22 protein-coding genes are annotated in these 20,050 nt (G+C 73.4%); 16 read left to right on the forward strand and 6 right to left on the reverse strand.

Going from position 1 to position 20,050, the window contains the following annotated elements; all coding sequences use genetic code 11:
• Window positions 1–38 precede the first annotated feature (38 nt).
• The 3 genes from CLV70_RS06765 to CLV70_RS06775 are packed head-to-tail and all read left to right on the forward strand — an operon-like array spanning window position 39 to window position 1,831.
• Window positions 39–1,187, forward strand: coding sequence for a branched-chain amino acid ABC transporter substrate-binding protein (locus tag CLV70_RS06765; RefSeq protein WP_106125470.1), 1,149 nt, complete (start codon window positions 39–41; stop codon window positions 1,185–1,187).
• Between the two features lie 30 nt (window positions 1,188–1,217).
• Entirely contained in the window at window positions 1,218–1,448 is a 231-nt protein-coding gene (locus CLV70_RS06770) for a hypothetical protein (RefSeq protein ID WP_106125471.1), read from the forward strand.
• Between the two features lie 59 nt (window positions 1,449–1,507).
• A complete protein-coding gene (locus tag CLV70_RS06775; RefSeq protein WP_106125472.1) occupies window positions 1,508–1,831 on the forward strand; it encodes an STAS domain-containing protein in 324 nt (107 codons plus the stop codon).
• Here the strand turns inward: CLV70_RS06775 and CLV70_RS06780 are convergent.
• The gene (locus CLV70_RS06780) at window positions 1,818–2,582 is read right to left on the reverse strand and encodes a SigB/SigF/SigG family RNA polymerase sigma factor (protein WP_106125473.1); all 765 of its coding nucleotides are present in this window, start codon (window positions 2,580–2,582) and stop codon (window positions 1,818–1,820) included. The genes CLV70_RS06775 and CLV70_RS06780 overlap by 14 nt on opposite strands.
• A 188-nt stretch (window positions 2,583–2,770) precedes the next feature.
• On the opposite strand from CLV70_RS06780, the gene CLV70_RS06785 reads away from it, so the two are divergent.
• Window positions 2,771–3,226: an aminoacyl-tRNA deacylase gene (locus tag CLV70_RS06785; RefSeq protein WP_106125474.1), complete on the forward strand. Its 456-nt coding sequence runs from the start codon at window positions 2,771–2,773 to the stop codon at window positions 3,224–3,226.
• Between the two features lie 2 nt (window positions 3,227–3,228).
• Here the strand turns inward: CLV70_RS06785 and CLV70_RS06790 are convergent, their stop codons facing one another.
• On the reverse strand, window positions 3,229–4,011 hold the full coding sequence (locus CLV70_RS06790) for a DeoR/GlpR family DNA-binding transcription regulator (RefSeq protein ID WP_106125475.1): 783 nt from the start codon (window positions 4,009–4,011) through the stop codon (window positions 3,229–3,231).
• Window positions 4,012–4,124: 113 nt separating this feature from the next.
• Here CLV70_RS06790 and melA point away from each other — a divergent pair, with 113 nt between their 5' ends.
• The 5 genes from melA to CLV70_RS06815 all read left to right on the forward strand — a co-directional run bounded on the left by melA (window position 4,125) and on the right by CLV70_RS06815 (window position 9,497).
• A complete protein-coding gene (melA, locus tag CLV70_RS06795; protein WP_106125476.1) occupies window positions 4,125–5,420 on the forward strand; it encodes an alpha-glucosidase/alpha-galactosidase in 1,296 nt (431 codons plus the stop codon).
• Window positions 5,421–5,491: 71 nt separating this feature from the next.
• Window positions 5,492–6,379, forward strand: coding sequence for an SIS domain-containing protein (locus CLV70_RS06800; RefSeq protein WP_106125477.1), 888 nt, complete (start codon window positions 5,492–5,494; stop codon window positions 6,377–6,379).
• A gap of 27 nt (window positions 6,380–6,406) precedes the next feature.
• On the forward strand, window positions 6,407–7,729 hold the full coding sequence (locus tag CLV70_RS06805; protein WP_170148575.1) for an ABC transporter substrate-binding protein: 1,323 nt from the start codon (window positions 6,407–6,409) through the stop codon (window positions 7,727–7,729).
• Window positions 7,729–8,676: a carbohydrate ABC transporter permease gene (locus CLV70_RS06810; RefSeq protein ID WP_106125478.1), complete on the forward strand. Its 948-nt coding sequence runs from the start codon at window positions 7,729–7,731 to the stop codon at window positions 8,674–8,676. Before CLV70_RS06805 ends, CLV70_RS06810 begins: the two co-directional genes overlap by 1 nt.
• Window positions 8,676–9,497, forward strand: a complete 822-nt coding sequence (locus tag CLV70_RS06815) for a carbohydrate ABC transporter permease (RefSeq protein WP_106125479.1) — start codon at window positions 8,676–8,678, stop codon at window positions 9,495–9,497. The genes CLV70_RS06810 and CLV70_RS06815 overlap by 1 nt, the downstream gene beginning before the upstream one ends.
• Here CLV70_RS06815 and CLV70_RS06820 read toward each other — a convergent pair.
• Window positions 9,478–10,386: a carbohydrate kinase family protein gene (locus CLV70_RS06820; RefSeq protein WP_106125480.1), complete on the reverse strand. Its 909-nt coding sequence runs from the start codon at window positions 10,384–10,386 to the stop codon at window positions 9,478–9,480. The two genes, CLV70_RS06815 and CLV70_RS06820, sit on opposite strands and share 20 nt — an antisense overlap.
• Window positions 10,387–10,621: 235 nt before the next feature.
• On the opposite strand from CLV70_RS06820, the gene CLV70_RS06825 reads away from it, so the two are divergent.
• From CLV70_RS06825 to CLV70_RS06845, 5 genes are all read left to right on the forward strand, one after another.
• Window positions 10,622–11,467 (forward strand): endo alpha-1,4 polygalactosaminidase, encoded by an 846-nt coding sequence (locus tag CLV70_RS06825; RefSeq protein WP_106125481.1) that lies wholly within the window; start codon window positions 10,622–10,624, stop codon window positions 11,465–11,467.
• Between the two features lie 19 nt (window positions 11,468–11,486).
• A complete protein-coding gene (locus CLV70_RS06830; protein ID WP_245908069.1) occupies window positions 11,487–12,383 on the forward strand; it encodes a 1-phosphofructokinase family hexose kinase in 897 nt (298 codons plus the stop codon).
• 11 nt (window positions 12,384–12,394) lie between these two features.
• Entirely contained in the window at window positions 12,395–13,243 is an 849-nt protein-coding gene (locus CLV70_RS06835; protein WP_106125483.1) for a class II fructose-bisphosphate aldolase, read from the forward strand.
• Window positions 13,234–14,514 carry a Gfo/Idh/MocA family protein gene (locus CLV70_RS06840; RefSeq protein ID WP_245908070.1) on the forward strand — a complete coding sequence of 427 codons (1,281 nt, stop codon included), beginning with the start codon at window positions 13,234–13,236 and terminating at the stop codon, window positions 14,512–14,514. The genes CLV70_RS06835 and CLV70_RS06840 overlap by 10 nt, the downstream gene beginning before the upstream one ends.
• A 118-nt stretch (window positions 14,515–14,632) precedes the next feature.
• On the forward strand, window positions 14,633–15,286 hold the full coding sequence (locus tag CLV70_RS06845) for a hypothetical protein (protein WP_146163986.1): 654 nt from the start codon (window positions 14,633–14,635) through the stop codon (window positions 15,284–15,286).
• A gap of 3 nt (window positions 15,287–15,289) precedes the next feature.
• On the opposite strand, the gene map is transcribed toward CLV70_RS06845, so the two are convergent.
• Window positions 15,290–16,057 (reverse strand): type I methionyl aminopeptidase, encoded by a 768-nt coding sequence (map, locus tag CLV70_RS06850; protein WP_106125485.1) that lies wholly within the window; start codon window positions 16,055–16,057, stop codon window positions 15,290–15,292.
• Window positions 16,058–16,120: 63 nt separating this feature from the next.
• On the opposite strand from map, the gene CLV70_RS06855 reads away from it, so the two are divergent.
• Complete coding sequence (locus CLV70_RS06855; RefSeq protein WP_106125486.1) at window positions 16,121–16,393, forward strand: helix-turn-helix domain-containing protein; 273 nt, start codon at window positions 16,121–16,123, stop codon at window positions 16,391–16,393.
• A gap of 3 nt (window positions 16,394–16,396) precedes the next feature.
• Here CLV70_RS06855 and CLV70_RS06860 read toward each other — a convergent pair whose 3' ends face one another.
• Window positions 16,397–16,849, reverse strand: coding sequence for an FMN-binding protein (locus CLV70_RS06860; protein WP_106125487.1), 453 nt, complete (start codon window positions 16,847–16,849; stop codon window positions 16,397–16,399).
• A gap of 7 nt (window positions 16,850–16,856) precedes the next feature.
• The gene (locus CLV70_RS06865) at window positions 16,857–18,263 is read right to left on the reverse strand and encodes a ferredoxin reductase family protein (RefSeq protein ID WP_106125488.1); all 1,407 of its coding nucleotides are present in this window, start codon (window positions 18,261–18,263) and stop codon (window positions 16,857–16,859) included.
• 169 nt (window positions 18,264–18,432) lie between these two features.
• On the opposite strand from CLV70_RS06865, the gene CLV70_RS06870 reads away from it, so the two are divergent.
• Window positions 18,433–20,013: an MFS transporter gene (locus CLV70_RS06870; protein WP_106125489.1), complete on the forward strand. Its 1,581-nt coding sequence runs from the start codon at window positions 18,433–18,435 to the stop codon at window positions 20,011–20,013.
• The last annotated feature ends 37 nt before the right edge of the window (window positions 20,014–20,050 follow it).

Below are 20,050 nucleotides of genomic sequence, written 5' to 3' on the forward strand. Positions count from 1 at the left end.
GTCCTCAGGTGTGCGGCCCCCGGACCGATGAGGCTGCCATGCGTCTGGTGACCGGTGCCCTGGCGGCACTCCTGGTGGCAGTGACGGCCGGCTGCGCGGACGCGAGGGCCACCGGCGGCCCGGCGGCGCCGGCGGAGCCCGTTCGCCTCGGCACTCTGGTGCCGCTGAGCGGGCGCAGCGCCCCGTCCGGCGAGGCGATGGTCAACGCCGCCCGGATGGCGGTCGACGAGGCCAACGCCCGCGGCGGCGTCCTCGGCCGGCGGATCGAGCTGGTCGTCGGCGACGACGCCTGCGACCCCGGCACGGCCGTCGCCGCCGCCCGGCGCCTGGTGGCCCAGGACGTCACCGTCTCGGTCGGCGGCTACTGCTCGAGCGCGACCGTGCCCACGCTGAAGGTGTTCCGGCGGGCCGGCGTACCGATGATCATCCCGCAGGCGAACTCCACCGATCTGCTGGCGCCGAAGTACGACAGCATCTTCCTGATCTGCGGCACGGTCACCGCCGAGGCGGACTTCGCGGCGGCGTGGATCCGGCGCCTCGGCGGGCACCGGCTGACCGTGGTGCACGACGGCACGAGTTTCCCGGTCACCCTGGCCCGGTCGACGGTGGCCGCGGCCAAGCGCTCGGGCATCGCCGTCAGCGGGGAGCTGGAACTGAACCAGGGCGCGGAGAGTTACGCGCGGACGGCCGCCGCGGTGATCGGCACCGGCGCGGACGTCGTCTACTACACGGGCTACTACGCCGAGGCCGGCCGGCTCATCGCGGACCTGCGCGACGCCGGGTTCGGCGGGCGGATCCTGGTCGGCGACGGCGCCACCGACGGCCCGCTGCTCGACGAGCTGTCCGCGGCCCAGAGCCGGGAGGTCTACGGCACCGCGATGCTCTTCCCGGATCTGATGCCCGAGCTCGCGGAGTGGTCGCAGCGCTACCGGGCGGCGACCGGCTCGGCGCCGGGCCCGTCCACGGTCGAGGCGTACGACGCGGTGAACGTGGCGCTGGACGCGATCCAGCGGGCCGGCAGCACCGACCGGGAGGCGGTGCGCAAGGCGATCGGGGAGACCGCGGTGACCGGGATGTCCGGGCAGCTGAGCTTCCGGCCCGACGGCACCCGCACCACCCCGCGCTTCCTGCTGCTCCAGGCCGCCGGCGCGCGCTTCCGGCTGGTTCCGCAGCCGGCCGGCGATTGATCCCCGACCGTGCGGGGTATCCGTGCGCGGGTGAGTGAGAAGCGGCCTGACGCGCGCACCACGCGCGCGGCGGATCTGATGCACCTGAACGCGATGGCGCTCGAGGAGACCGAGCAGAGCCTGCACGACAGCGCCGACGGCCGGGCCGACCCCGAAGCCGCGGAGCGCCTAAACCGCCTCGCGGACTCGATGACGGAGACGGCGCGTGACATCGCCGCCCGGGCCCGTGACCTCTCCGATCCCGGGTCGCCGCGGCCCTGACCGGCGCGTTGCGCAATCGTTGCTGCACGGCAAGCAATTTGCCTCTACAGTGCACTGCGATGCGGACGCCACCGTGGGCCATCTCCGATCACCCCGCCGAGGGCGGGGTGATCCGTCTCGGCGTCCGGGGTGAGGTCGACCTGGCGACCGCACCGGACCTCGAACGGGCCGTGGCCGGGGCGGTGGCCCGCCCCGGCGCCCGCGAGGTGCTGGTCGACCTGTCGGCGGTCACGTTCCTGGACGCCTCCGGCATCGCGGCGCTGGCCCGGTCGCACCTGCTTGCCGCCGAGGCCGGCGTGCGGCTGCGGGTGTGCGGCGCCCGCGGCGTGGTGCGCCGCGTGCTGGCCATCGCCGGCCTGGCCGCCTGGCTCAGCCCGCCGTGAGCTGGGCCCGGAGCTTGCCCAGCGCGCGGGTGATCAGCCGGGAGATGTGCATCTGCGAGACGCCGATCCGCCCGGCGATCTCCGACTGGGTCAGGTTGCCGAAGAACCGCAGGGACAGGATGGTGCGCTCGCGCTCGTCGAGGGTCGCCATCGCCGGACCGAGCGCGATCCGCAGCTCGGCCAGCTCCAGGTCGTGGTCGTCCGCGCCGAGCAGGTCACCCAGCGAGGTGGCGCCGTCCTCGGTGACCGGCGTCGACAGGCTCGTGGCGCTGTAGGCCCGGGCCCCCTCGAGCCCCTCCAGCACCTCCTCCTCGGTGACGCTCAGGTGGGCCGCGATGTCGGCGACCGTGGGGGACCGGCCGAGCGACTGCGTCAGGGCGTTGCCGGCCTCGGTGATCGACAACCGCAGCTCCTGGAGCCGCCGCGGCACCCGGACCGACCAGGTGCGGTCGCGGAAGTGGCGGCGGATCTCGCCCAGCACGGTCGGGATGGCGAACCCGGCGAACTCGACGCCGCGCTCCGGATCGAACCGGTCGATCGCCTTGATCAGGCCCACCGTGGCGGTCTGGAGCAGGTCGTCGTCCGGCTCGCCGCGGCCGCTGTAGCGCCGTGCGAGGTGCTGGGCCAGCGGCAGCCAGGCGCGAATGGCCTCGTCCCGCAGTCTCGCCCGGCGCGGCCCGGGGGGCGCCGCCGCCATCTCGCGCAGCGCCTCGAGGCCGGTGCGGGTCACCCGCGTGGTCGTGATGGTCATGTCGTTTCCCTTCGCCGACCCGGCTGTCTACCCGGCACGACCGATCCTAAACGACGCAGAAACCGACGCAACCTGACTGCGCCTTTCCGGCAACCGGCCGGGCACCCCGCGGGGAGACCCTGGACCTTCCCGTACGCGGGTGAGCCGCGCCCGCCGCCCCGGCGCGGGCCGCGGGCTATCGTGATCGGGTGTCCGCCCTCGCCGCCGTGACCGCTGCCGGCCTCGCGCATTCCGTCGTCCGGCACGGGCCGGTGAGCAGCGTGGCCGAGGCCGCCGCCGTGCAGGGTGTCGAGGTGTGCGACCTGGTGAAGACGCTGGTGGTGCGCCGCGCCGACGACGACTACCTGTTCGTGCTGGTGCCCGGCGACCGGCAGATCTCGTGGCCGAAGCTGCGGGCGCTGCTCGGTGTCAGCCGGCTGTCGATGCCCGACGCCGCCACGGCCAGGGAGGTCACCGGCTACGAGCGCGGGACCATCACGCCGTTCGGGTCGGCCCGGCCGTGGCCGGTGGTCGCCGACGAGCGCCTGCGCGGCCGGGAGATCAGCCTGGGCGCGGGGGAGCGGGGCGTCGGCCTGCGGGTCGCCGCGGACGAGGCGACCGTCGTGCTCGGTGCGGCGTACGCGGACGTGACCGAGCCGTCCTGAGGTCACGCCCCGGCGACGATGACCTCGGTGCCGGTGCGGCGGATGGCCTCGACCCCGGTGGCGTCGGCGCTGCTGTCGGTCACCAGGGTGGCGACGTCGGTGATGGCGCAGATGCCGGCCAGGCAGACCCGGCCGACCTTGGAGCCGTCGGCGACCACGATGACCCGGTCCGCCCGGCGGATCATCGTGGCGTTGGTGTTGGCCTCGATCTCGTCGTGGGTGGTGAGCCCGCCGCGGGCGCTGATGCCGTCCACGCCGACGACCGCGACCTCCATGTTGAGCCCGGACAGCGCGTGGTCGGCGATCGGCCCGACCAGCTCGTACGACTGGGTGCGGGACACGCCGCCGGTCATGATGAGCTTGAGCCGGGGCCGCAGCGCCAGCTCGGCGGCGATGTTGAGCGCGTTGGTGACCACGGTCAGGTCGACCCGCTCGGCGAGCAGCCGGGCCAGCAGGTGCGTCGTGGTGCCGCCGGTGAGCCCCAGCGTCAGCGGGCCCTTCGGCAGCAGCTGCGCCACCCGCTGCGCGACCAGCGCCTTCTCCTCGCGGTGCTGGCCGACCCGGTAGCGGACGGGCAGCTCGTACGCGACGTCGACCGCGACCGCGCCGCCGTGGGTGCGCGACAGCAGCCGCTGGTCCTCGAGAACCTGGAGGTCCCGGCGGATCGTGGCGGGGGAGACGCGGAACTCGTCGGCCAGGTGGCCGGCGTCGACGGAGCCGTCGCTCGCCACCCGGTCCAGAATGGCCGACACCCGGTCGGCGCGCCGCAGGGAACTCGGTGGCATCGTGCCCCTCTTCTACCAGCCCATTGATCAAACGCGCAGTCACTGTAGTTCGTTTCCAAGCGAAACACCAGAATTCCTTGCGCGGTCGGTCAACGAGACCGAAGAATCCCGCCATGACCGTGATCGCTTTCCTCGGCGCGGGCAGCGTGGTGTTCACCCGCGAGCTGCTCGCCGACATCCTCTCCTTCGACGAGTTGCGCGGGGTCACCCTGGCGCTGCACGACATCGACCCCGAACGGCTCGAGACCGCGGAGGCCATCGCCCGGCGTACGGCGGAGCAACTGGGCGCGGCGCCCCGGATCACCACCTCGCTGGACCGCCGGGCCGCCCTGGACGGCGCGGACTTCGTGATCAACGCGATCCAGGTCGGCATGCACGCCGCGACCGTGCGCGACTTCGAGATCCCGGCGAAGTACGGCCTGCGCCAGACCATCGGCGACACCCTCGGCGTCGGTGGCATCTTCCGGGCGTTGCGGACGTTCCCGGTCCTCGACGGCATCGCGGCCGACATGCGCGAGATCTGCCCGGACGCCTGGCTGCTCAACTACACCAACCCGATGGCGATGAACATCGGCTACCTGGCGGCGACGGCGCCGCAGCTCAAGGCGGTCGGGCTCTGCCACTCGGTGTTCTGGACCGTGCACGACCTCTGCGCGCTGCTCGGCGTGCCGCTCGACGAGGTGGACTACCGGGCGGCCGGGGTGAACCACCAGGCCTGGCTGCTGCGGTGGGAGCACCGGGGCGAGAGCCTCTACCCCCTGCTGGACGAGCGCCTGGCGGCCGATCCGGAGCTGCGCCGGCGGGTCCGCATGGACATGTACGGCCGCCTCGGCTACTTCCCGACCGAGACCAGCGAGCACTCCAGCGAGTACGTGCCGTGGTACCTGCACCACGACGAGGAGATCGCCCGCCTGCGCATCCCGGTCGGCGACTACCTGCGGATCAGCGCGGACAACGTGGCCGAGTACCACGAGACCCGCCGGTCCGTGCTGGCCGGGGAGCCGCTGGACGTCAGCCGCGACGCCACCGAGTACGCCCCGCAGGTCATCCACAGCATCGTCACCGGGACGGTGCGCCGCGTGCACGCCAACGTCGCCAACCGGGGGCTGATCAGCAATCTGCCCGAGGACTACGCCGTCGAGGTGCCGTGCGTGGTGGACCGGCTCGGCGTACGCCCGGAGCGGGTCGGCGCGCTGCCGCTGCAGTGCGCGGCGCTCAACCGGGCCTTCGCGAGCGTGGGGCAGCTGACCGTGCAGGCCGCGGTGACCGGCGACCCGCGCATGGTGCGGCAGGCGGCGATGGTCGACCCGAACACCGCCGCCACGCTGACCGTGGACCGGATCTGGGAGCTGTGCGACGAGCTGACTGCCGCGCACGGTGACCTGCTGCCCGAGGCGCTGCGGGGATAACGTGCATCGTGGAGTGCTCGTTTGTTGACGAGACCTTGTGAAGCGAAAACAAACGAGCATAATCCTCGACCATGAACGACACGTCCGAGGAAATCGCCAGCCAGCCCACCGTCTGGCAGGAGGGCCTGCGGCGCACCGCCGAGGCCCGCGAGCTGCTCGCCGCCCCCGGCGAGCGGATGCTCCTGCTGGGCTGCGGAACCTCCTGGTTCGTCGCCCAGAGCATCGCGGAACTGCGGGAGAGCGCCGGTCTCGGCGAATCCGACGCGGTGTGCGCCTCGGAGTACCGGCCGCGGCGCCGCTACGACCGGGTCGTGGCGATCACCCGTTCGGGCACGTCGACCGAGGTGCTCGACGCGTTGCGGCAGGTGCCCGCCGGCACCCGCCGGGTCGCCGTGACCGCGGTCGGCGGCATGCCCGTCGACGGCCTCGCCGAGGACCGCCTGCTGCTCGACTTCGCCGACGAGCGCAGCGTGGTGCAGACCCGCTTCCCGACCACCGTCCTCGCCGTCGCCCGCGCGGCGTTCGGCGAGGACCTGAGCCACCTGGCGGCGCACGGGCGCGCCGCGCTCGAGGCGCCGCTGCCGGCCGACCCGGCCGCGATCGAGCACCTCGTGTTCCTCGGCACCGGCTGGACCGTCGGGCTCGCCCACGAGGCGGCGCTCAAGGTCCGCGAGTCCGCCCAGGCGTACTCGGAGTCGTACCCGGCGATGGACTTCCGGCACGGCCCGGTCGCCGTCGCCGGACCGCGCAGCCTGCTCTTCTCGTTCGGCGGCGTGCCCGCCGGGCTCGACGACGCCGGCCGCGCGGCCGGCGCCACCACCTACCGCGACGACCGGGACCCGCTCGCGCAGCTGGTCCTCGCCCAGCGTTTCGCGCTCGCCCTGGCCGCCCACCGCGGTCTCGACCCCGACCGTCCCCGACTGCTCACCCGCTCGGTCGTCCTCACCGACGCGGCCTGACCTTTCCCCCGATCGAGAGGCCCAGCGATGATCACTTCCAGGCGCGGCCGGCTGACCCGGCTGCTCGCCGTCACGGGTACGGCCCTGCTGCTGGCCGCCTGCACCGGCGGCACCGGCGACAAGGGCGACAAGAGCGACGCGGCGAAGGGCTACGACCCGGCCGCCCCCGTCACCATCACGTGGTGGACCGGGCAGACGTCGGAGGCCGAACAGGTCGCCGAGAAGCTCGCCGCCGAATACCAGACCGCGCACCCGAACGTGACCATCAAGACCTCGGCCGGCGCCTCGACCACCGACGAACTGCTCACCAAGCTGTCCGCGGGCTTCACCGGCGGCAACTACCCCGACATCTCGTACGCGTACGGGAACTGGGCCGGCGACCTCGCCGCGAGCGGGCGCACCCAGGACCTCACCTCGTACGTCAACGACCCGTCGTTCGGCTGGACCGAGATGCCGGAGGCGGCGCGGACGGTCGCCACCGCGGACGGCAAGGTGATCGGCATCCCGGCGCTGGTCGACAACCTGGCGCTGATCTACAACAAGAAGCTGTTCGACGCCAAGGGGGTGGCGTACCCGACCGACGAGTGGTCGTGGGAGGACTTCCGGGAGGCGGCGAAGAAGCTGACCGACCCGGCGACGAACACGTACGGGACGGCGTACTCGGTGGCGGGCAGCGAGGACACCACCTGGCACCTGTGGCCGCTGCTCTGGCAGCACGGCGGCAAGATCCTCGACGGGACGAAGCCCGCCTTCAACTCCGACGCCGGGGTGCAGGCGCTGGAGAAGCTGCGCGTGATGGCCGTGGACGACAAGTCGATGTACCTCGACCAGACCGACCAGAAGTACGGCCCCCTGTTCAACAGCGGCCACGTGGCGATGATGCTCTCCGGGCCGTGGTCGCTGCTGGAGATCAAGGACGCGAAGCTGGACTACGGGGTGGCGTTCCTGCCCGGCGTGAACGGCGACCACCAGACCGTGTCCGGCCCCGACCTGTGGGTGCTGTTCGACCACGAGGACGCCAACCGGGCCGGCGCCGCGCGGGACTTCATCAAGTGGCTGACCAGCGCGCAGACCGACGCGAAATGGAACCTGGCGGTGGGCAACCTGCCGCTGCGGTCCACCGAGAAGGACACGCCGGAGTTCGCCGCGTACGTGAAGGAGTACCCCGGCGGCCGCAAGTTCTTCGACAACCTCACGAACGCCAAGCAGGCCCGGCCCACCATTCCCGGCTACGAGGTGATGAGCCGCAACGTCGGCGACGCCATCGCCCGCGTGCTGCAGGGCGCGGCGAGCCCGAAGGAAGCGCTCGACGAGGCGGCGCGCAAGTCCGCCGGGGCCCTGGAGGACTGATGGCCCTCACGTTCGCGGCGACCCCGCGTGCGCACCGGCCGGACGTCACACCCCGTCCGGCCGGGCGGCGGGGGCGGGCCCTGCGCCGCAACCTGACCGGCTGGGGCTTCGCCGGTCCCGCGACCCTGATCGTCGTCGGGCTGTCGCTGTTCCCCGCGGTCTGGGCGTTCTTCATCTCCCGCACCAAGTGGAACGGCATCGCCCCGGCCACCGACGTCGGGTGGCGCAACTACGAACGGATCGCCCAGGACCCGGACGCCGCCGCCGCGGCCCAGCACACGCTGGTGCTGACCGTGCTGTTCGTGCCCGCGTCGATCCTGCTCGGCATCCTCATCGCGGTCGCGCTCAACCAGCGGATCCGGCTCATCGGCTTCTACCGCACGTGCATCTTCGTGCCGTACGTGGCGTCGGCGGCGGCCACCGGCATCCTGGCCGGCTTCGTGTTCAACCCGCAGTTCGGCGCCGCCAACGAGACGCTGCGCCGGCTCGGCCTGCCCGCCCAGCAGTTCCTGGAGAGCCCGTCGCAGGCGTTGCTGGTCGTCTGCCTCATCGCGCTGTGGGGCGAGGTCGGCTTCTGCGCGGTGGTGTACCTCGCCGCGTTGCAGGACATCCCGAAGGAGCTGGTCGAGGCGGCGGTGGTGGACGGGGCGAGCCGGTGGCGCGTCTTCCTGCACATCACCCTGCCGGAGCTGCGGCCGGTGACCGTGTTCACCGCGATCTGGCAGACCATCACGGCGATGCAGCTGTTCGACCTCATCTACACCACCACCCGCGGCGGTCCGATGAACAGCACCCAGACCGTCGTCTACTACATCTACGAGCTGGCCTTCGAGACGCAGCGGCTCGGGTACGGCGCCGCGGTCGCGTACCTGCTCTTCGCCGTCACCATGCTGCTGACGCTGGCGGTCGTGGGATACAGCCGGCGGTCCGGATCGGAGGCCTTCTGATGAGGTGGCGCCTGCCCTTCAGCCCCTGGCACCTGCTGCTCATGCCGCTCGCGCTGATCTTCGTCCTGCCGCTCGTGCAGATGGTCCTGACCTCGTTCATGACCGCGCAGGAGATCAACCAGTTCCCGCCGAAGTTCATCCCGTCGAGCCTGCACGTGGAGGGCTACCGCGCGCTGCTGGCCGAGACCCACATCGTGCGCTGGTTCGCCAACACCGTGCTGGTCTCGACCATCGCCGTGGTGGCGCACCTGGTGCTCTGCTCGCTGGCCGGGTACGGCTTCGCCCGCCTGCGGTTCGCCGGCCGGGGCCTCGCCTTCCTGGCCGTCGTGGCGACCGTGATGATCCCGATCCAGCTGCTGATGATCCCGACGTACCTGATGTTCGCGCGGGCCGGCATCGTCGACACCCTGGCCGCGGCGTTCGTGCCGTGGCTCGCCTCGGCCTTCGGCATCTTCCTCATGCGCCAGTTCTTCCTCGGCCTGCCGGTGGAGCTGGAGGAGGCGGCGACCCTGGACGGGTGCAGCACGCTGCGGACCTTCGTCAGCGTCGTGCTGCCGCTGGCCCGGCCGGCGCTGGCCACCCTGGCGGTCTTCACCCTGCTGTCGAGCTGGAACGACCTGCTGTGGCCGCTGATCGCGATCTCCGACGACAACAGGTTCACCCTGCAGATCGGGCTGGCCAGCTTCCAGGGCACCCGGCGTACGGAATGGTCGCAGCTCATGGCCGGCAACGTCATCGCCACGATGCCGCTGATCATCGCCTTCCTGGTGGCCCAGCGGCGGTTCATCGCGACGATGACCTTCACCGGCCTGAAGGGCTGAGCTCCTCCCGCGTGGCCTGGGCGGCGGTCCCGCCGGCCGCGCGGGTGCTCAGCGACCCCGCGGCGGCGGCCCAGCCGATCGCCTCGGCGGTGGGCAGCCCGGCCAGCCGGCCGGCCAGGAAGCCGGCGTTGAAGCTGTCGCCCGCGCCGGTGGTGTCGGCGACCTCGACGGTACGGCCGGGGGCCGCCCATTCGCCCTCGGGAGCCCAGGCCCGCGCCCCGGCCGCGCCGTTCTTCATCACCACGGTGGTGCCGAGCCGGGTGAGCCGCGCGGCGGCGGCGTCCAGGTCGTCCTCGCCGGTCACCGCGCGCAGCTCGTTGGCGTTGGGCAGGAACACGTCGGTGTGCTCGAGGATCTCGGTGACGGACTCCCAGCGCTCGGCGGGGTCCCAGTTGGTGTCCAGCGAGGTGCCCACCCCGGCCGCCCGGGCCCGGGCGAAGATCCCGGCCAGCCCGGCCGCCAGGCGCGGCTGGAGGTAGAGCGACGCGACGTGCAGGTGCCGGGTAGCGGCCAGGTGGGCGTCGGTGACGTCCTCGGGACGCAGCGCGGGGATCGTGCCCGGCAGCGTGAGGATCGCCCGGTCGTCCTCGGCGGAGAGGATCACGCTCAGCCCGGTCGGCACGTCCGCGCCGGCGCCGGCGAGCAGCAGCTCGACGCCGCGTTCCTCGAGGCGCTGCCGGGTGAACGCCCCGAACACGTCGGCGCCGACGGCGGTGAGCAGCGCGGTGCGCAGGCCCAGGCGGGCGCAGCCGGCCGCGGTGATGGCGGCCGAGCCGCCCAGGACGAGGTCCGCGCCGGAGAGCAACTGCTCGGCCTGGCCGAAGCGGGGCCGCACGTCGCCGCGCAGCACGAGATCCGGGTTGGCGTCCCCGACGACCAGCACGTCCATCGCTGCTCCTGTCCACATGGACAATCCAGGTTGTCCATTTGCCTCTTTATCCCCCGGGAGGGGGTGCCGGGAGCACCATACGCTCACAAACAGCTATTGACACCTGTTCGTTCGATCAGTTGAATCGGCGGCAACGATCGAGCCCAGCCGGTAATCCCCAGCCCGGCATCCAGGTCGCCAGGTCGCCTTCGCGGCGCCCGAGGCGGGGCAGATCCACGAGCCTTGGAGTCCAGCCGTGGTCACCCGTACCGTCCGCACCGTCCTCGCCGCCGGCACCGCTCTCGCCGCCGCGGCCCTCACCACCGTCTTCGCGCTGCACGCCGACGCGGCCCCGATCCCGGCGGCGGCCCCCCGCGCCGCCGCGGTCACGCTGCCGCCGGTCAACGCCAAGTTCGACTACCAGATCGGCGCCGCGTACCCGCCGCCCTCCGGGGTGCAGGTGGTCAGCCGCGACCGCGAGGCGCCGGTGGCCGCCGGCCTCTACAACATCTGCTACGTCAACGCGTTCCAGGTCCAGCCCGGCGAGGTCGACTGGTGGAAGGCCAACCACGACGACCTGCTGCTGAAGGACCGCAACGGCCGGTACGTCGTCGACGGTGACTGGAACGAGATCCTGCTCGACATCTCCACGCCGGCCAAGCGCACCGGGGTCGCCGCGGTCGTCAACGGCTGGATCGACGGGTGCGCCCGGTCCGGCTTCAAGGCCGTCGAGCCGGACAACATCGACTCGTACGACCGCTCCCAGGGTCTGCTGACGATCGACCACGCGATCGCGTACCTGAAGCTGCTCGCGCCGCACGCCCACGGCGCCGGGCTGGCCATCGGCCAGAAGAACACCACCGCCCTGGGCACCCGCGGCAAGGCCGCCGGGCTCGACTTCGCGGTCGCCGAGGAGTGCGGCAGCTACGACGAGTGCGGCGACTACACCGACGTCTACGGCAACAACGTCATCGACATCGAGTACAAGGACAGCTCGTTCAAGAAGGCGTGCACGGCGATCGGCGCGAGCGTGTCGGTCGTCCGGCGTGACGTGAACGTCACCGCCCCGGGCAGCGGCACCTACAAGTACAACGCCTGCTAGGCCCCCGATGATCGTCACGGTGACGCTGAACCCGGCGCTCGACCTGACCTACACCGTGGACGCCCTGGTGCCGCACGGCACCCACCGGGTGGCGGCGGTGGCCGAGCGCCCCGGCGGCAAGGGCCTGAACGTGGCGGGCGTGCTGCACGCGCTCGGTGAGCCGGTCCTCGCGACCGGGCTGCTCGGCGGGGCGACCGGTGACCGGGTCGCCACGCTGCTCGCCGAGCAGGGCGTGCCGGCCGCGTTCGAGCCGATCGCCGGGGAGACCCGGCGCACCGTGGCGGTCACCGACCGGCAGGACGCGACCGGCTTCTGGGAGCCCGGCCCGCGGATCGGCACCGGGGAGTGGGCGGCGTTCGCCGCCCGCTTCCGCGGGCTGCTCGCCGGCGCGGACGTGGTCACGCTCAGCGGCTCGCTCCCGCCCGGCGTCCCGGAGGACGGGTACGCCGTCCTCATCCGCCTGGCCGCCCGGGCCGGGGTCCCGACCGTGCTGGACACCGGCGGGGAGGCCCTGCGCCGCGGCCTGGCCGCCGGGCCGGACCTCGCCAAGCCGAACGCCCACGAACTGGCCGCGCTCGTGCCGGGCGGGCGGCCGGCGGACGTGCTGGCGCATGGCGCCCGGGCCGTCGTGGTCTCCCGCGGGCCCGAGGGGCTGCACGCGCAGAGCCCCGAGGGCGCCTGGCAGGGCATCCCGGCCGCGCCGCTCACCGGCAACCCGACCGGGGCGGGCGACGCGTGCGTGGCCGCGCTCGCCCGCGGGCTGCGCGACCGTACGCCGTGGCCGGAGCTGGTCGCCGACGCGGTCGCCCTCTCCGCGGCGGCCGTGGCCGCGCCGGTCGCCGGGACCGTCGACCCCGGCCTCTACCGCCGGATGCTGCCCGGCGTCACCGTCACCGACCTGCGCACCGCCGCCTGAGAGGGGCAACCGTGTTCACACCGACCGGCGAGATCGTCGCCGCGGCCCGCGCCGCCGGCGGCGGGGTGGGCGCCTTCAACGTCATCACCGTCGAGCACGCCGAGGCCATCGTGGCCGGCGCCGAACAGGCCGGGTTGCCGGTCATCCTGCAGATCAGCGAGAACGCGGTGCGCTTCCACCACGGCCGGCTCGCCCCGATCGCCGCCGCCGCGCGCTGCATCGCCGAGACGTCCACGGTGGCCGTCGGGCTGCACCTCGACCACGTGGAGAGCGACGAACTGTTCGACCTGGCCGCCGCGCACGGCTTCGGATCCGCCATGTACGACGCCTCGAAGTCCGCGTACGACGAGAACGTGGCGCGGACCGCGGCGGCCGTCCGCCGGGGTCACGCCCGGGGGCTGTGGGTGGAGAGCGAACTGGGCGAGGTCGGCGGCAAGGACGGTGCGCACGCGCCGGGTGTGCGTACGGACCCGGGGGAGGCGGCCGCGTACGTGGCGGCGACCGCGGTGGACGCGCTCGCCGTGGCGGTCGGGTCGTCGCACGCCATGCGGACCCGTACGGCGCGCCTCGACCACGACCTCATCGCCCGGCTGCGCACGGCCGTGCCGGTGCCGCTGGTCCTGCACGGCTCCTCGGGCGTGCCGGACGACGAGCTCGCGGCGGCGGTCCGCGGCGGCATGATCAAGATCAATATCGGTACGGCCCTGAACAGCGCCTTCACCGCCGCGGTCCGCGCCGACCTGGACGGCAACGCGGCGCTCGTGGACCCCCGGCGCTACCTGGCGTCGGCCCGCGAGGCCATGACGACGACCGTCGCGGCGGCGCTGCGCGTGCTGGGGGAGCCGGTCCCGTGCCCGTGACGCTCGCGCTGGCCGGTGCCGGGCTGCGCGGTCTCACGTACGCGCGGCACGCCGTCGCCACCGGCCGGGCGCGGGTGGTCGCGATCGCCGAACCCGACCCGCACCGCCGCGAGAGCGCCGCCGCCGAGTTCGGGGTCGCACCCGTCCACGCCTACCCGGGCTGGGCGGAACTCGCCGCCGCGGGACGGCTCGCCGACGCCGCCGTCGTCGCCACCCAGGACCGGATGCACCGCGACCCGGCCGTACGGCTCGCGGACCTCGGCTACCACCTGCTGCTCGAGAAGCCGATGGCGCCCACCGAGGAGGAGGCGTCCGCGATCGCCGCGGCGGCCACCCGCAACGGGGTGATCCTGGCCGTGTGTCACGTGCTGCGCTATACCGCGTACACGAGGATGGTGAAGGGTCTGCTCGACGACGGGCGGATCGGCCGGCTGGTCAGCTTCGACCACCTCGAACCCGTCGGCTGGTGGCATCAGGCGCACTCGTTCGTGCGGGGCAACTGGCGGCACGCCGGCACGTCCGGGCCCATGCTGCTCACCAAGAGCTGCCACGACCTCGACTGGCTGGTGTACGTGACCGGGCAGCTGCCGTCGCGGATCAGCTCGTTCGGCAGCCTCACCCACTTCCGCGCGTCCGAGCGGCCCGAGGGTGCCGCCGGCCGCTGCCTCGACTGCGCGGTCGAGCCGGCCTGCCCGTATTCCGCGAAGCGCCGCTACTTCGCCGCCCTCGCCGACCCGGACGAGCACTTCTGGCCGCTCGGCGCGATCACGTCCGAGTACACGGCCGAGGCGCTGACCGAGGCGCTGCGCACCGGCCCGTACGGTCGCTGCGTCTACGCCTGCGACAACGACGTCGTCGACCACCAGGTGGTCGCGATGGAGTTCCCCGGCGGCGCGACCGGCTCCTTCACGATGAGCGCCTTCACCCCGATGGAGCAGCGCCGCACCCGGCTGATGGGCACGCACGGCTACCTCGAGGGCGACGGCCGCACCGTCCGCCACGTCGACTTCGTCACCGGGGAGGACCGTCGCCACGACTCCGCCGTCGCGGGTGGTCCGTCCGCGGCCGACGGCCACGGCGGCGGCGACGAGGCGCTGACCGGGGCCTTCCTGGACGCGGTGGCCGCGGGCGACCCCGCGCTGATCACCTCCGGCGCGGCGCAGAGCCTGGCCACGCACCGGGTGGTGTGGGCCGCCGAACGGGCCCGCGAGGGGGGCGAGGTCGTCCACCTGCGCCCGGACGGGACAGTGGTCACTCCAGCAGGGCGTTGAGGGTACGCCGGAGCGGGCCGGGAGGGCGGCACCCTCAGGGGCCGGTGCCGCGACCCCGCGGGCAGACTCGCCGCGCGGTGCTGGCCTCGACCGGGCCGATCCAGCATGCTTGGTCGCCATGCATCCAGCCACGCCGATCCCGCCGGCACCACCGCCCGTCATGCGGTATTCGTCCGGTCTGCTGTTCGGCGTCGCGGCGGTCCTGCTGCTGCGGGCGGTCGTCGACCTGGCCTTCGTCAACACCGATCTCAGCGTCTACAAGGATGCGTACACCGGGACGACCGGCTCGGCGTTCGGGAGCCTGGTCTACGCGACGCTGAGCCTCGTCGGCGGCGCGGCGGTGTCCATCATGGCCATCCTGAACCTGCACGGCAGCGACAGGTCCCGCGTCACCACCTTCGTGCTCGGCGGGCTCTTCCTGAGCTGCGGCGGGTGGGGCGACCTGCCGGACGTCTTCCAGGGGCCGGCCGGCCGGGTGGGCGGCGACGGGTTCGCCCGCGTGGCGCCCGCCGGCTACGGCCTCGTCGTCGGGGTCCTCGACCTGTCGCTCGTGCTGGCCCTGCTGGTGAGCCTCGTGCTGCTGGCGTTGCCGCCCTCGACGCGCTTCTTCCAGGGGCGGCGGCCGGTCGGCTACGTGACGGTCCCGGTCTACCACCCGACCGGCCCGCAGCCGCCGGTGCATCCCGGGCCCCCGCCGCCGTTCCCGCCGTCGTCGTCCCCGCCGCACACGACCAGCATTCCCATGGCCGACCCGTGGGCGGAACGGGGCTGAGCCTCACCCCGCGGTGAGGATCTCGGCGCCGTCCTCGGTGATGGCGATCGTGTGCTCGCTGTGCGCGGTCCGGCAGCCGGTCGCGCTGCGCAGGGTCCAGCCGTCGGCGTCGGTGACCAGCCGGTCGGTGTCCGCCATGACCCACGGTTCGAGGGCCAGCAGCAGCCCGGGGCGCAGCCGGTAGCCGCGTCCCGGCCGGCCGGTGTTCGCGATGTGCGGGTCCTGGTGCATGGTCGAGCCGACGCCGTGCCCGCCGAACTCGGTGTTGACCCGGTAGCCCGCCGCGCCGAGCACCGTGCCGATGGCGTGCGAGAGGTCGCCGATGCGGGCCCCCGGGCCGGCCGCGGCTATCCCCGCGCTCAGGGCGCGCTCGGTCGCCTCGATCAGGGCGACGCTCTCCGGCGGCCGGGTGCCGCCGACGAGGAAGCTGACGGCCGAGTCGGTGACGACGCCGCCGAGGGAGACGGCGAGGTCGAGGGAGAGCAGGTCGCCGTCGGCGAGGGTGCAGTCGTGCGGGCGCCCGTGCAGCACGGCGTCGTTGACCGAGGTGCAGATGTAGTGGCCGAACGGCCCGCGCCCGAAGCTCGGCTCGTAGTCGACGTAGCAGGACTGCGCCCCGGCCTCGGCGATCATGGCCTGCGCCCACCGGTCGATGTCCAGCAGGTTCGTGCCGGCCGTGCTCCGGGCCCTCAGCGTCCGCAGCATGCCGGCGACCAGGGCGCCCGACTCCCGCGCCCGCGCCAGGCCGTCCGGGCTCAGGATCTCGATCATGCGGCACCTCTCCTCGAACCAATAAGTATCCCGGCCATATTATCCCGGTACTAGAATCGGCCCATGGTCAGGTTGCCGCTCAGTCCCGAAGAGGTCGCACGCGGGCAGCGCCTCGGCGCGCTCCTCCGGCGAGCCCGGGGCGGGAGATCCATGCTCACCACCGCGCTGGACGCGGGCGTCTCCCCGGAGACCCTGCGCAAGATCGAGACCGGCCGCATCGCTACCCCCGCCTTCCCGACCATCGCGGCGCTCGCCGAGGTCCTCGGCCTGTCGCTGGACGAGGTGTGGTCGCAGATCAAGGAGCCGGAGGGTGTGGCCCGGCGGCTGGCCTCCTGAGCCTCAGCCGACGTGGGCCGCGTCGAGGGCGGCCTGCAGCGACTCGACGTAGCCGCCGCTGGTCACCGTCGCGCCGCTGACCGCGTCGATGTGCGCGTTCTGCGCCCGCAGCACCTCGGCGCGCAGCCGCGGCAGGGCGTACCCGTTGATCTCGTCGTCCCGGTCGTTGCCGGTCGGGTGCCGCAGCGTGCGTACGTCGATGATCCTGCTCCCGGCGAGGACGACCTGGACCTGGACCGGGCCCCAGCGGGTCCGGGCGACGGTGCCGTTGACCGTGGTCCGGGCCGGCCCGGACGGCCGCGCGGCACCCGGCGGGGCCGGCGACGGCGGGACGATGCCCGGAGCGGCGGCGGACGGCACCGCCGTGGGCGCCGGGGCGCCCAGGCTCGTGCGGTAGCTGAACAGCAGCACGACGGCGGCGATCGTGGAGACGATCCAGAGCGTCAACCGGCGCATGCGGGCCTCACCATGCGAACTCCTCGGAGTGGATCAGATCATCGGGTACGCCCGCGTCGCGCAGGCAGGCGCGGACGGCGGCCATCCACGGCGGCGGCCCGCACAGGTACGCCTCCCGCCCGGCGACGTCGGGGACGAGCCGGCGCAGCGCCGCCGCGTCGTCGCCGGCGCTCCACCCGGCCGGCAGCCAGCTCCCGTGGCGGGGCCGGCTGCCCTCGAGGTGGACGATCCGGACACCGTGGCGGCGGGCCAGGTCGTCGAGCTCGAGGCGGAAGACGCCCTCGGCCCGCGTACGCACCCGGTAGAGCAGCGTGGCGCCGGTCCCGGCCGGGCCGAGGTCGTCGAGCAGCGCGCGCATCGTGGTGATGCCCACGCCCGCGGCGATCAGCAGCGGCGGCCGGCCGCTCGACCGCTCGGCGGTGAGCGTGCCGTACGGCCCCTCGACCAGCACGCGGGTGCCCGGCAGCAGCCGGCCGACCCGGTGGCTGCCGTCGCCGAGGTCCTTGACGGTGATCCGCAGCAGGTTGTCGCGGGGCGCGGCGGACAGCGTGTACGGGTGTGCCCGCGACCACCCCGGCCCGTCGAGGAACCGCCACAGGAAGAACTGCCCCGCGCGGACGGGCAGCCGGTCGAGCCGGTGTCCCCGCAGGTAGACCGAGACCACGCCGGGCGCCTCGGGCACCACGGCGTCGACCCGCAGCCGGTGGTACGCCGAGCGCCCCAGCGGCAGTGCCACCCGGAAGGCGAGCACCGCCGCCAGGGTCGCGCCGTACAGCCCCCACCAGTAGAGGCGGGCGAGGGGCGAGGCGGTGAAGTCCGCGCCGGTCCACAGCTGGTGCGGCAGGGCGAGGCCGACGCCGAGGTACGCGTACAGATGCAGCAGATGCCAGGTCTCGTAGCGCTGCCGCCGCCGCGCGGCGCGGACCGAGAGCACCACCACCAGGATCAGCAGCAGCGTGCCCGCCGCCGCGAGGAGCATTCCCGGGTACGTGACCACGAGGCTCCAGGCCTCTCCGGGCACGCTCGCCGGTGCCGTCCGCGCGTAACCGGCCGTGATCAGCACGACGTGCGCGAGCATCAGCCAGAACGACAGGAACCCGATGACCCGGTGCCGCCGGGCGAGCAGGTCCTGCCCGTAGGCGCGCTCGACCCACGGGATCCGGGCCATCAGCAGCACCTGCAAGAGCAGCAGGTCGGACGCGACCAGTCCGGTCACCCGGCCCGCGGAGGTCAGCGGCTCGCCGGGGCCGATCCCGCCGTTCGCCAGCCACAGCGCCACGACGGCCACCACGCTCAGCACGGCCGCGGGCCCGGCGAGCCGCGTTCTCCCGTTCCGGCGGCGGGCCGGACCGGCGGGCCGCGTTGCCTCGTCTCTGCGGCTCGCCGGCCCGGCGAGCCGCGTCGTGTCGTTCATGCGGCCAGCGTGACGCGGCCGGATGGGAGAACTCGAAGATCCGCCGGGCGTGACGAGGGACACAATACGATACGAGACCGTTCCGTATCGCGGCGGACCGGCCTACTGTCGGCCAGGGATACGGGACCGTTCCGTATCGTAATGGTCACCTCACGGGAGAGCGCCACTCATGGACGTACCGCACACGGGACACCCCCGGCGCTGGGCCATTCTCAGCGTGCTCGTCATCAGCCTGCTCGTCGTCGTGCTGGACAACACCGTCCTGAACGTCGCGCTGCGCACCATCGCCGACCCGGAGGCCGGCCTGGGCGCCAGCCAGGGCCAGCTCGAATGGGCCATCAACTCGTACACCCTGGTCTTCGCCGGCCTGCTCTTCACCGCCGGCATCCTCGCCGACCGGCTCGGCCGGCGGATCACCCTCACCGTCGGGCTCGCGCTCTTCGGCCTGGCCTCGCTGCTGTCCGCGTACGCGGGCTCGGCCGACCAGCTCATCTGGGCCCGCGCCCTCATGGGCCTGGGCGCCGCGGCGGTCATGCCCGCGACCCTGTCGATCATCGCCAACGTCTTCGAACCGCACGAGCGCGGCCGGGCGATCGGCATCTGGGCGGGCGCCGTCGGCCTCGCCGTCGCCATCGGCCCGATCGTCGGCGGGCTGCTGCTCGAGCACTTCTGGTGGGGCTCGGTCTTCCTCATCAACGTGCCCGTCGTCATCGTGGGCGTCGTCCTGGTCACCGTCCTGGTGCCGGAGTCGCGCGACCCGCGTCCGGGTCGCATCGACGTGCTCGGCGTGCTGCTCTCCATCGTCGGCCTCACCCTGCTGACGTACGGCGTCATCGAGGGCGGCGAGAACGGCTTCGGGCGTCCGGAGGCGTGGGGCGCGCTGGCCGGGGCGGTCGTCGTGCTCGCCCTCTTCATCGCGTACGAGCGCCGCATCCCGTTCCCGTCGCTGGACGTACGCCTCTTCGCCAACCGCCAGTTCTCCGCCTCGACCGGCATGATCGGCCTGGTCTTCTTCGCGGCGATGGGCTCGATGTTCTTCAGCGCCTTCTACCTGCAACTGGTCCGCGGCTACGGCCCGCTCGAATCCGGCGCGCTGTTCGTCCCGTTCGCCGTCGGCCAGATGGTGTTCGCGCCCCGCAGCGCCGCGATGGTCAAGCGCTTCGGCCCGAAAGCGGTCAGCACCGCCGGCCTGCTGCTGGTCGCGGCCGGCCTGGCCGGGTGGATCGCCGTCGGCGCCACCACGCCCATCTGGGTCGTCGGCGCCCTCTTCGGGATCATGGGCGTGGGCATGGCCAACGTCATGCCGCCGGCCACCGAGTCGATCATGGCCGCGCTGCCCCGGGAGAAGGCCGGTGTCGGGTCGGCCGTCAGCAACACCATCCGCCAGATCGGCGGGGCGCTCGGCGTGGCCGCCCTCGGCGCCGTGCTCTCCTCCGCGTACCGCGACGACATGGCCGGCGCCACGTCCGCGCTGCCGGCCGCCGCGCGCGACGCGGCGAGCGAGTCCATCTCCGGTGCGTACGGGGTGGCGGCCCAGGCGGGGCCCGCGGGACCGGCGCTGATCCAGAGCGCGAACGACGCCTACCTCACCGCCATGCACTACGCCTCCATCGGCACCACGGTGTTCGCGCTGCTCGGCGCCGTCGTGGCCGTCATCTGGCTGCCCGGCAAGCGGCCCGAGCAGGCACCGGCACCGACCTCCGCGGAGGGCCTCGCCGAGGAACAGGGCGTGGAACTGGTCGAGGCGTGATGCCCGCCGTGGCCGGAAAGTGAAGGCTCGGTAACAA

Source organism: Pseudosporangium ferrugineum (assembly GCF_003002065.1).
GTDB lineage: Bacteria > Actinomycetota > Actinomycetes > Mycobacteriales > Micromonosporaceae > Actinoplanes > Actinoplanes ferrugineus_A.

Coding starts and splice junctions, on each gene's coding strand:
- CLV70_RS06860 (WP_106125487.1), bottom strand. CDS start 16,849: ATGCGCCGGTTGACGCTCTGGATCGTCTCCACGATCGCCGCCGTCGTG.
- CLV70_RS06870 (WP_106125489.1), top strand. CDS start 18,433: ATGGACGTACCGCACACGGGACACCCCCGGCGCTGGGCCATTCTCAGC.
- CLV70_RS06805 (WP_170148575.1), top strand. CDS start 6,407: ATGATCACTTCCAGGCGCGGCCGGCTGACCCGGCTGCTCGCCGTCACG.
- map (WP_106125485.1), bottom strand. CDS start 16,057: ATGATCGAGATCCTGAGCCCGGACGGCCTGGCGCGGGCGCGGGAGTCG.
- CLV70_RS06765 (WP_106125470.1), top strand. CDS start 39: ATGCGTCTGGTGACCGGTGCCCTGGCGGCACTCCTGGTGGCAGTGACG.
- CLV70_RS06800 (WP_106125477.1), top strand. CDS start 5,492: ATGAACGACACGTCCGAGGAAATCGCCAGCCAGCCCACCGTCTGGCAG.
- CLV70_RS06855 (WP_106125486.1), top strand. CDS start 16,121: ATGGTCAGGTTGCCGCTCAGTCCCGAAGAGGTCGCACGCGGGCAGCGC.
- CLV70_RS06820 (WP_106125480.1), bottom strand. CDS start 10,386: ATGGACGTGCTGGTCGTCGGGGACGCCAACCCGGATCTCGTGCTGCGC.
- melA (WP_106125476.1), top strand. CDS start 4,125: ATGACCGTGATCGCTTTCCTCGGCGCGGGCAGCGTGGTGTTCACCCGC.
- CLV70_RS06790 (WP_106125475.1), bottom strand. CDS start 4,011: ATGCCACCGAGTTCCCTGCGGCGCGCCGACCGGGTGTCGGCCATTCTG.
- CLV70_RS06815 (WP_106125479.1), top strand. CDS start 8,676: ATGAGGTGGCGCCTGCCCTTCAGCCCCTGGCACCTGCTGCTCATGCCG.
- CLV70_RS06780 (WP_106125473.1), bottom strand. CDS start 2,582: ATGACCATCACGACCACGCGGGTGACCCGCACCGGCCTCGAGGCGCTG.
- CLV70_RS06775 (WP_106125472.1), top strand. CDS start 1,508: ATGCGGACGCCACCGTGGGCCATCTCCGATCACCCCGCCGAGGGCGGG.
- CLV70_RS06845 (WP_146163986.1), top strand. CDS start 14,633: ATGCATCCAGCCACGCCGATCCCGCCGGCACCACCGCCCGTCATGCGG.
- CLV70_RS06865 (WP_106125488.1), bottom strand. CDS start 18,263: ATGAACGACACGACGCGGCTCGCCGGGCCGGCGAGCCGCAGAGACGAG.
- CLV70_RS06810 (WP_106125478.1), top strand. CDS start 7,729: ATGGCCCTCACGTTCGCGGCGACCCCGCGTGCGCACCGGCCGGACGTC.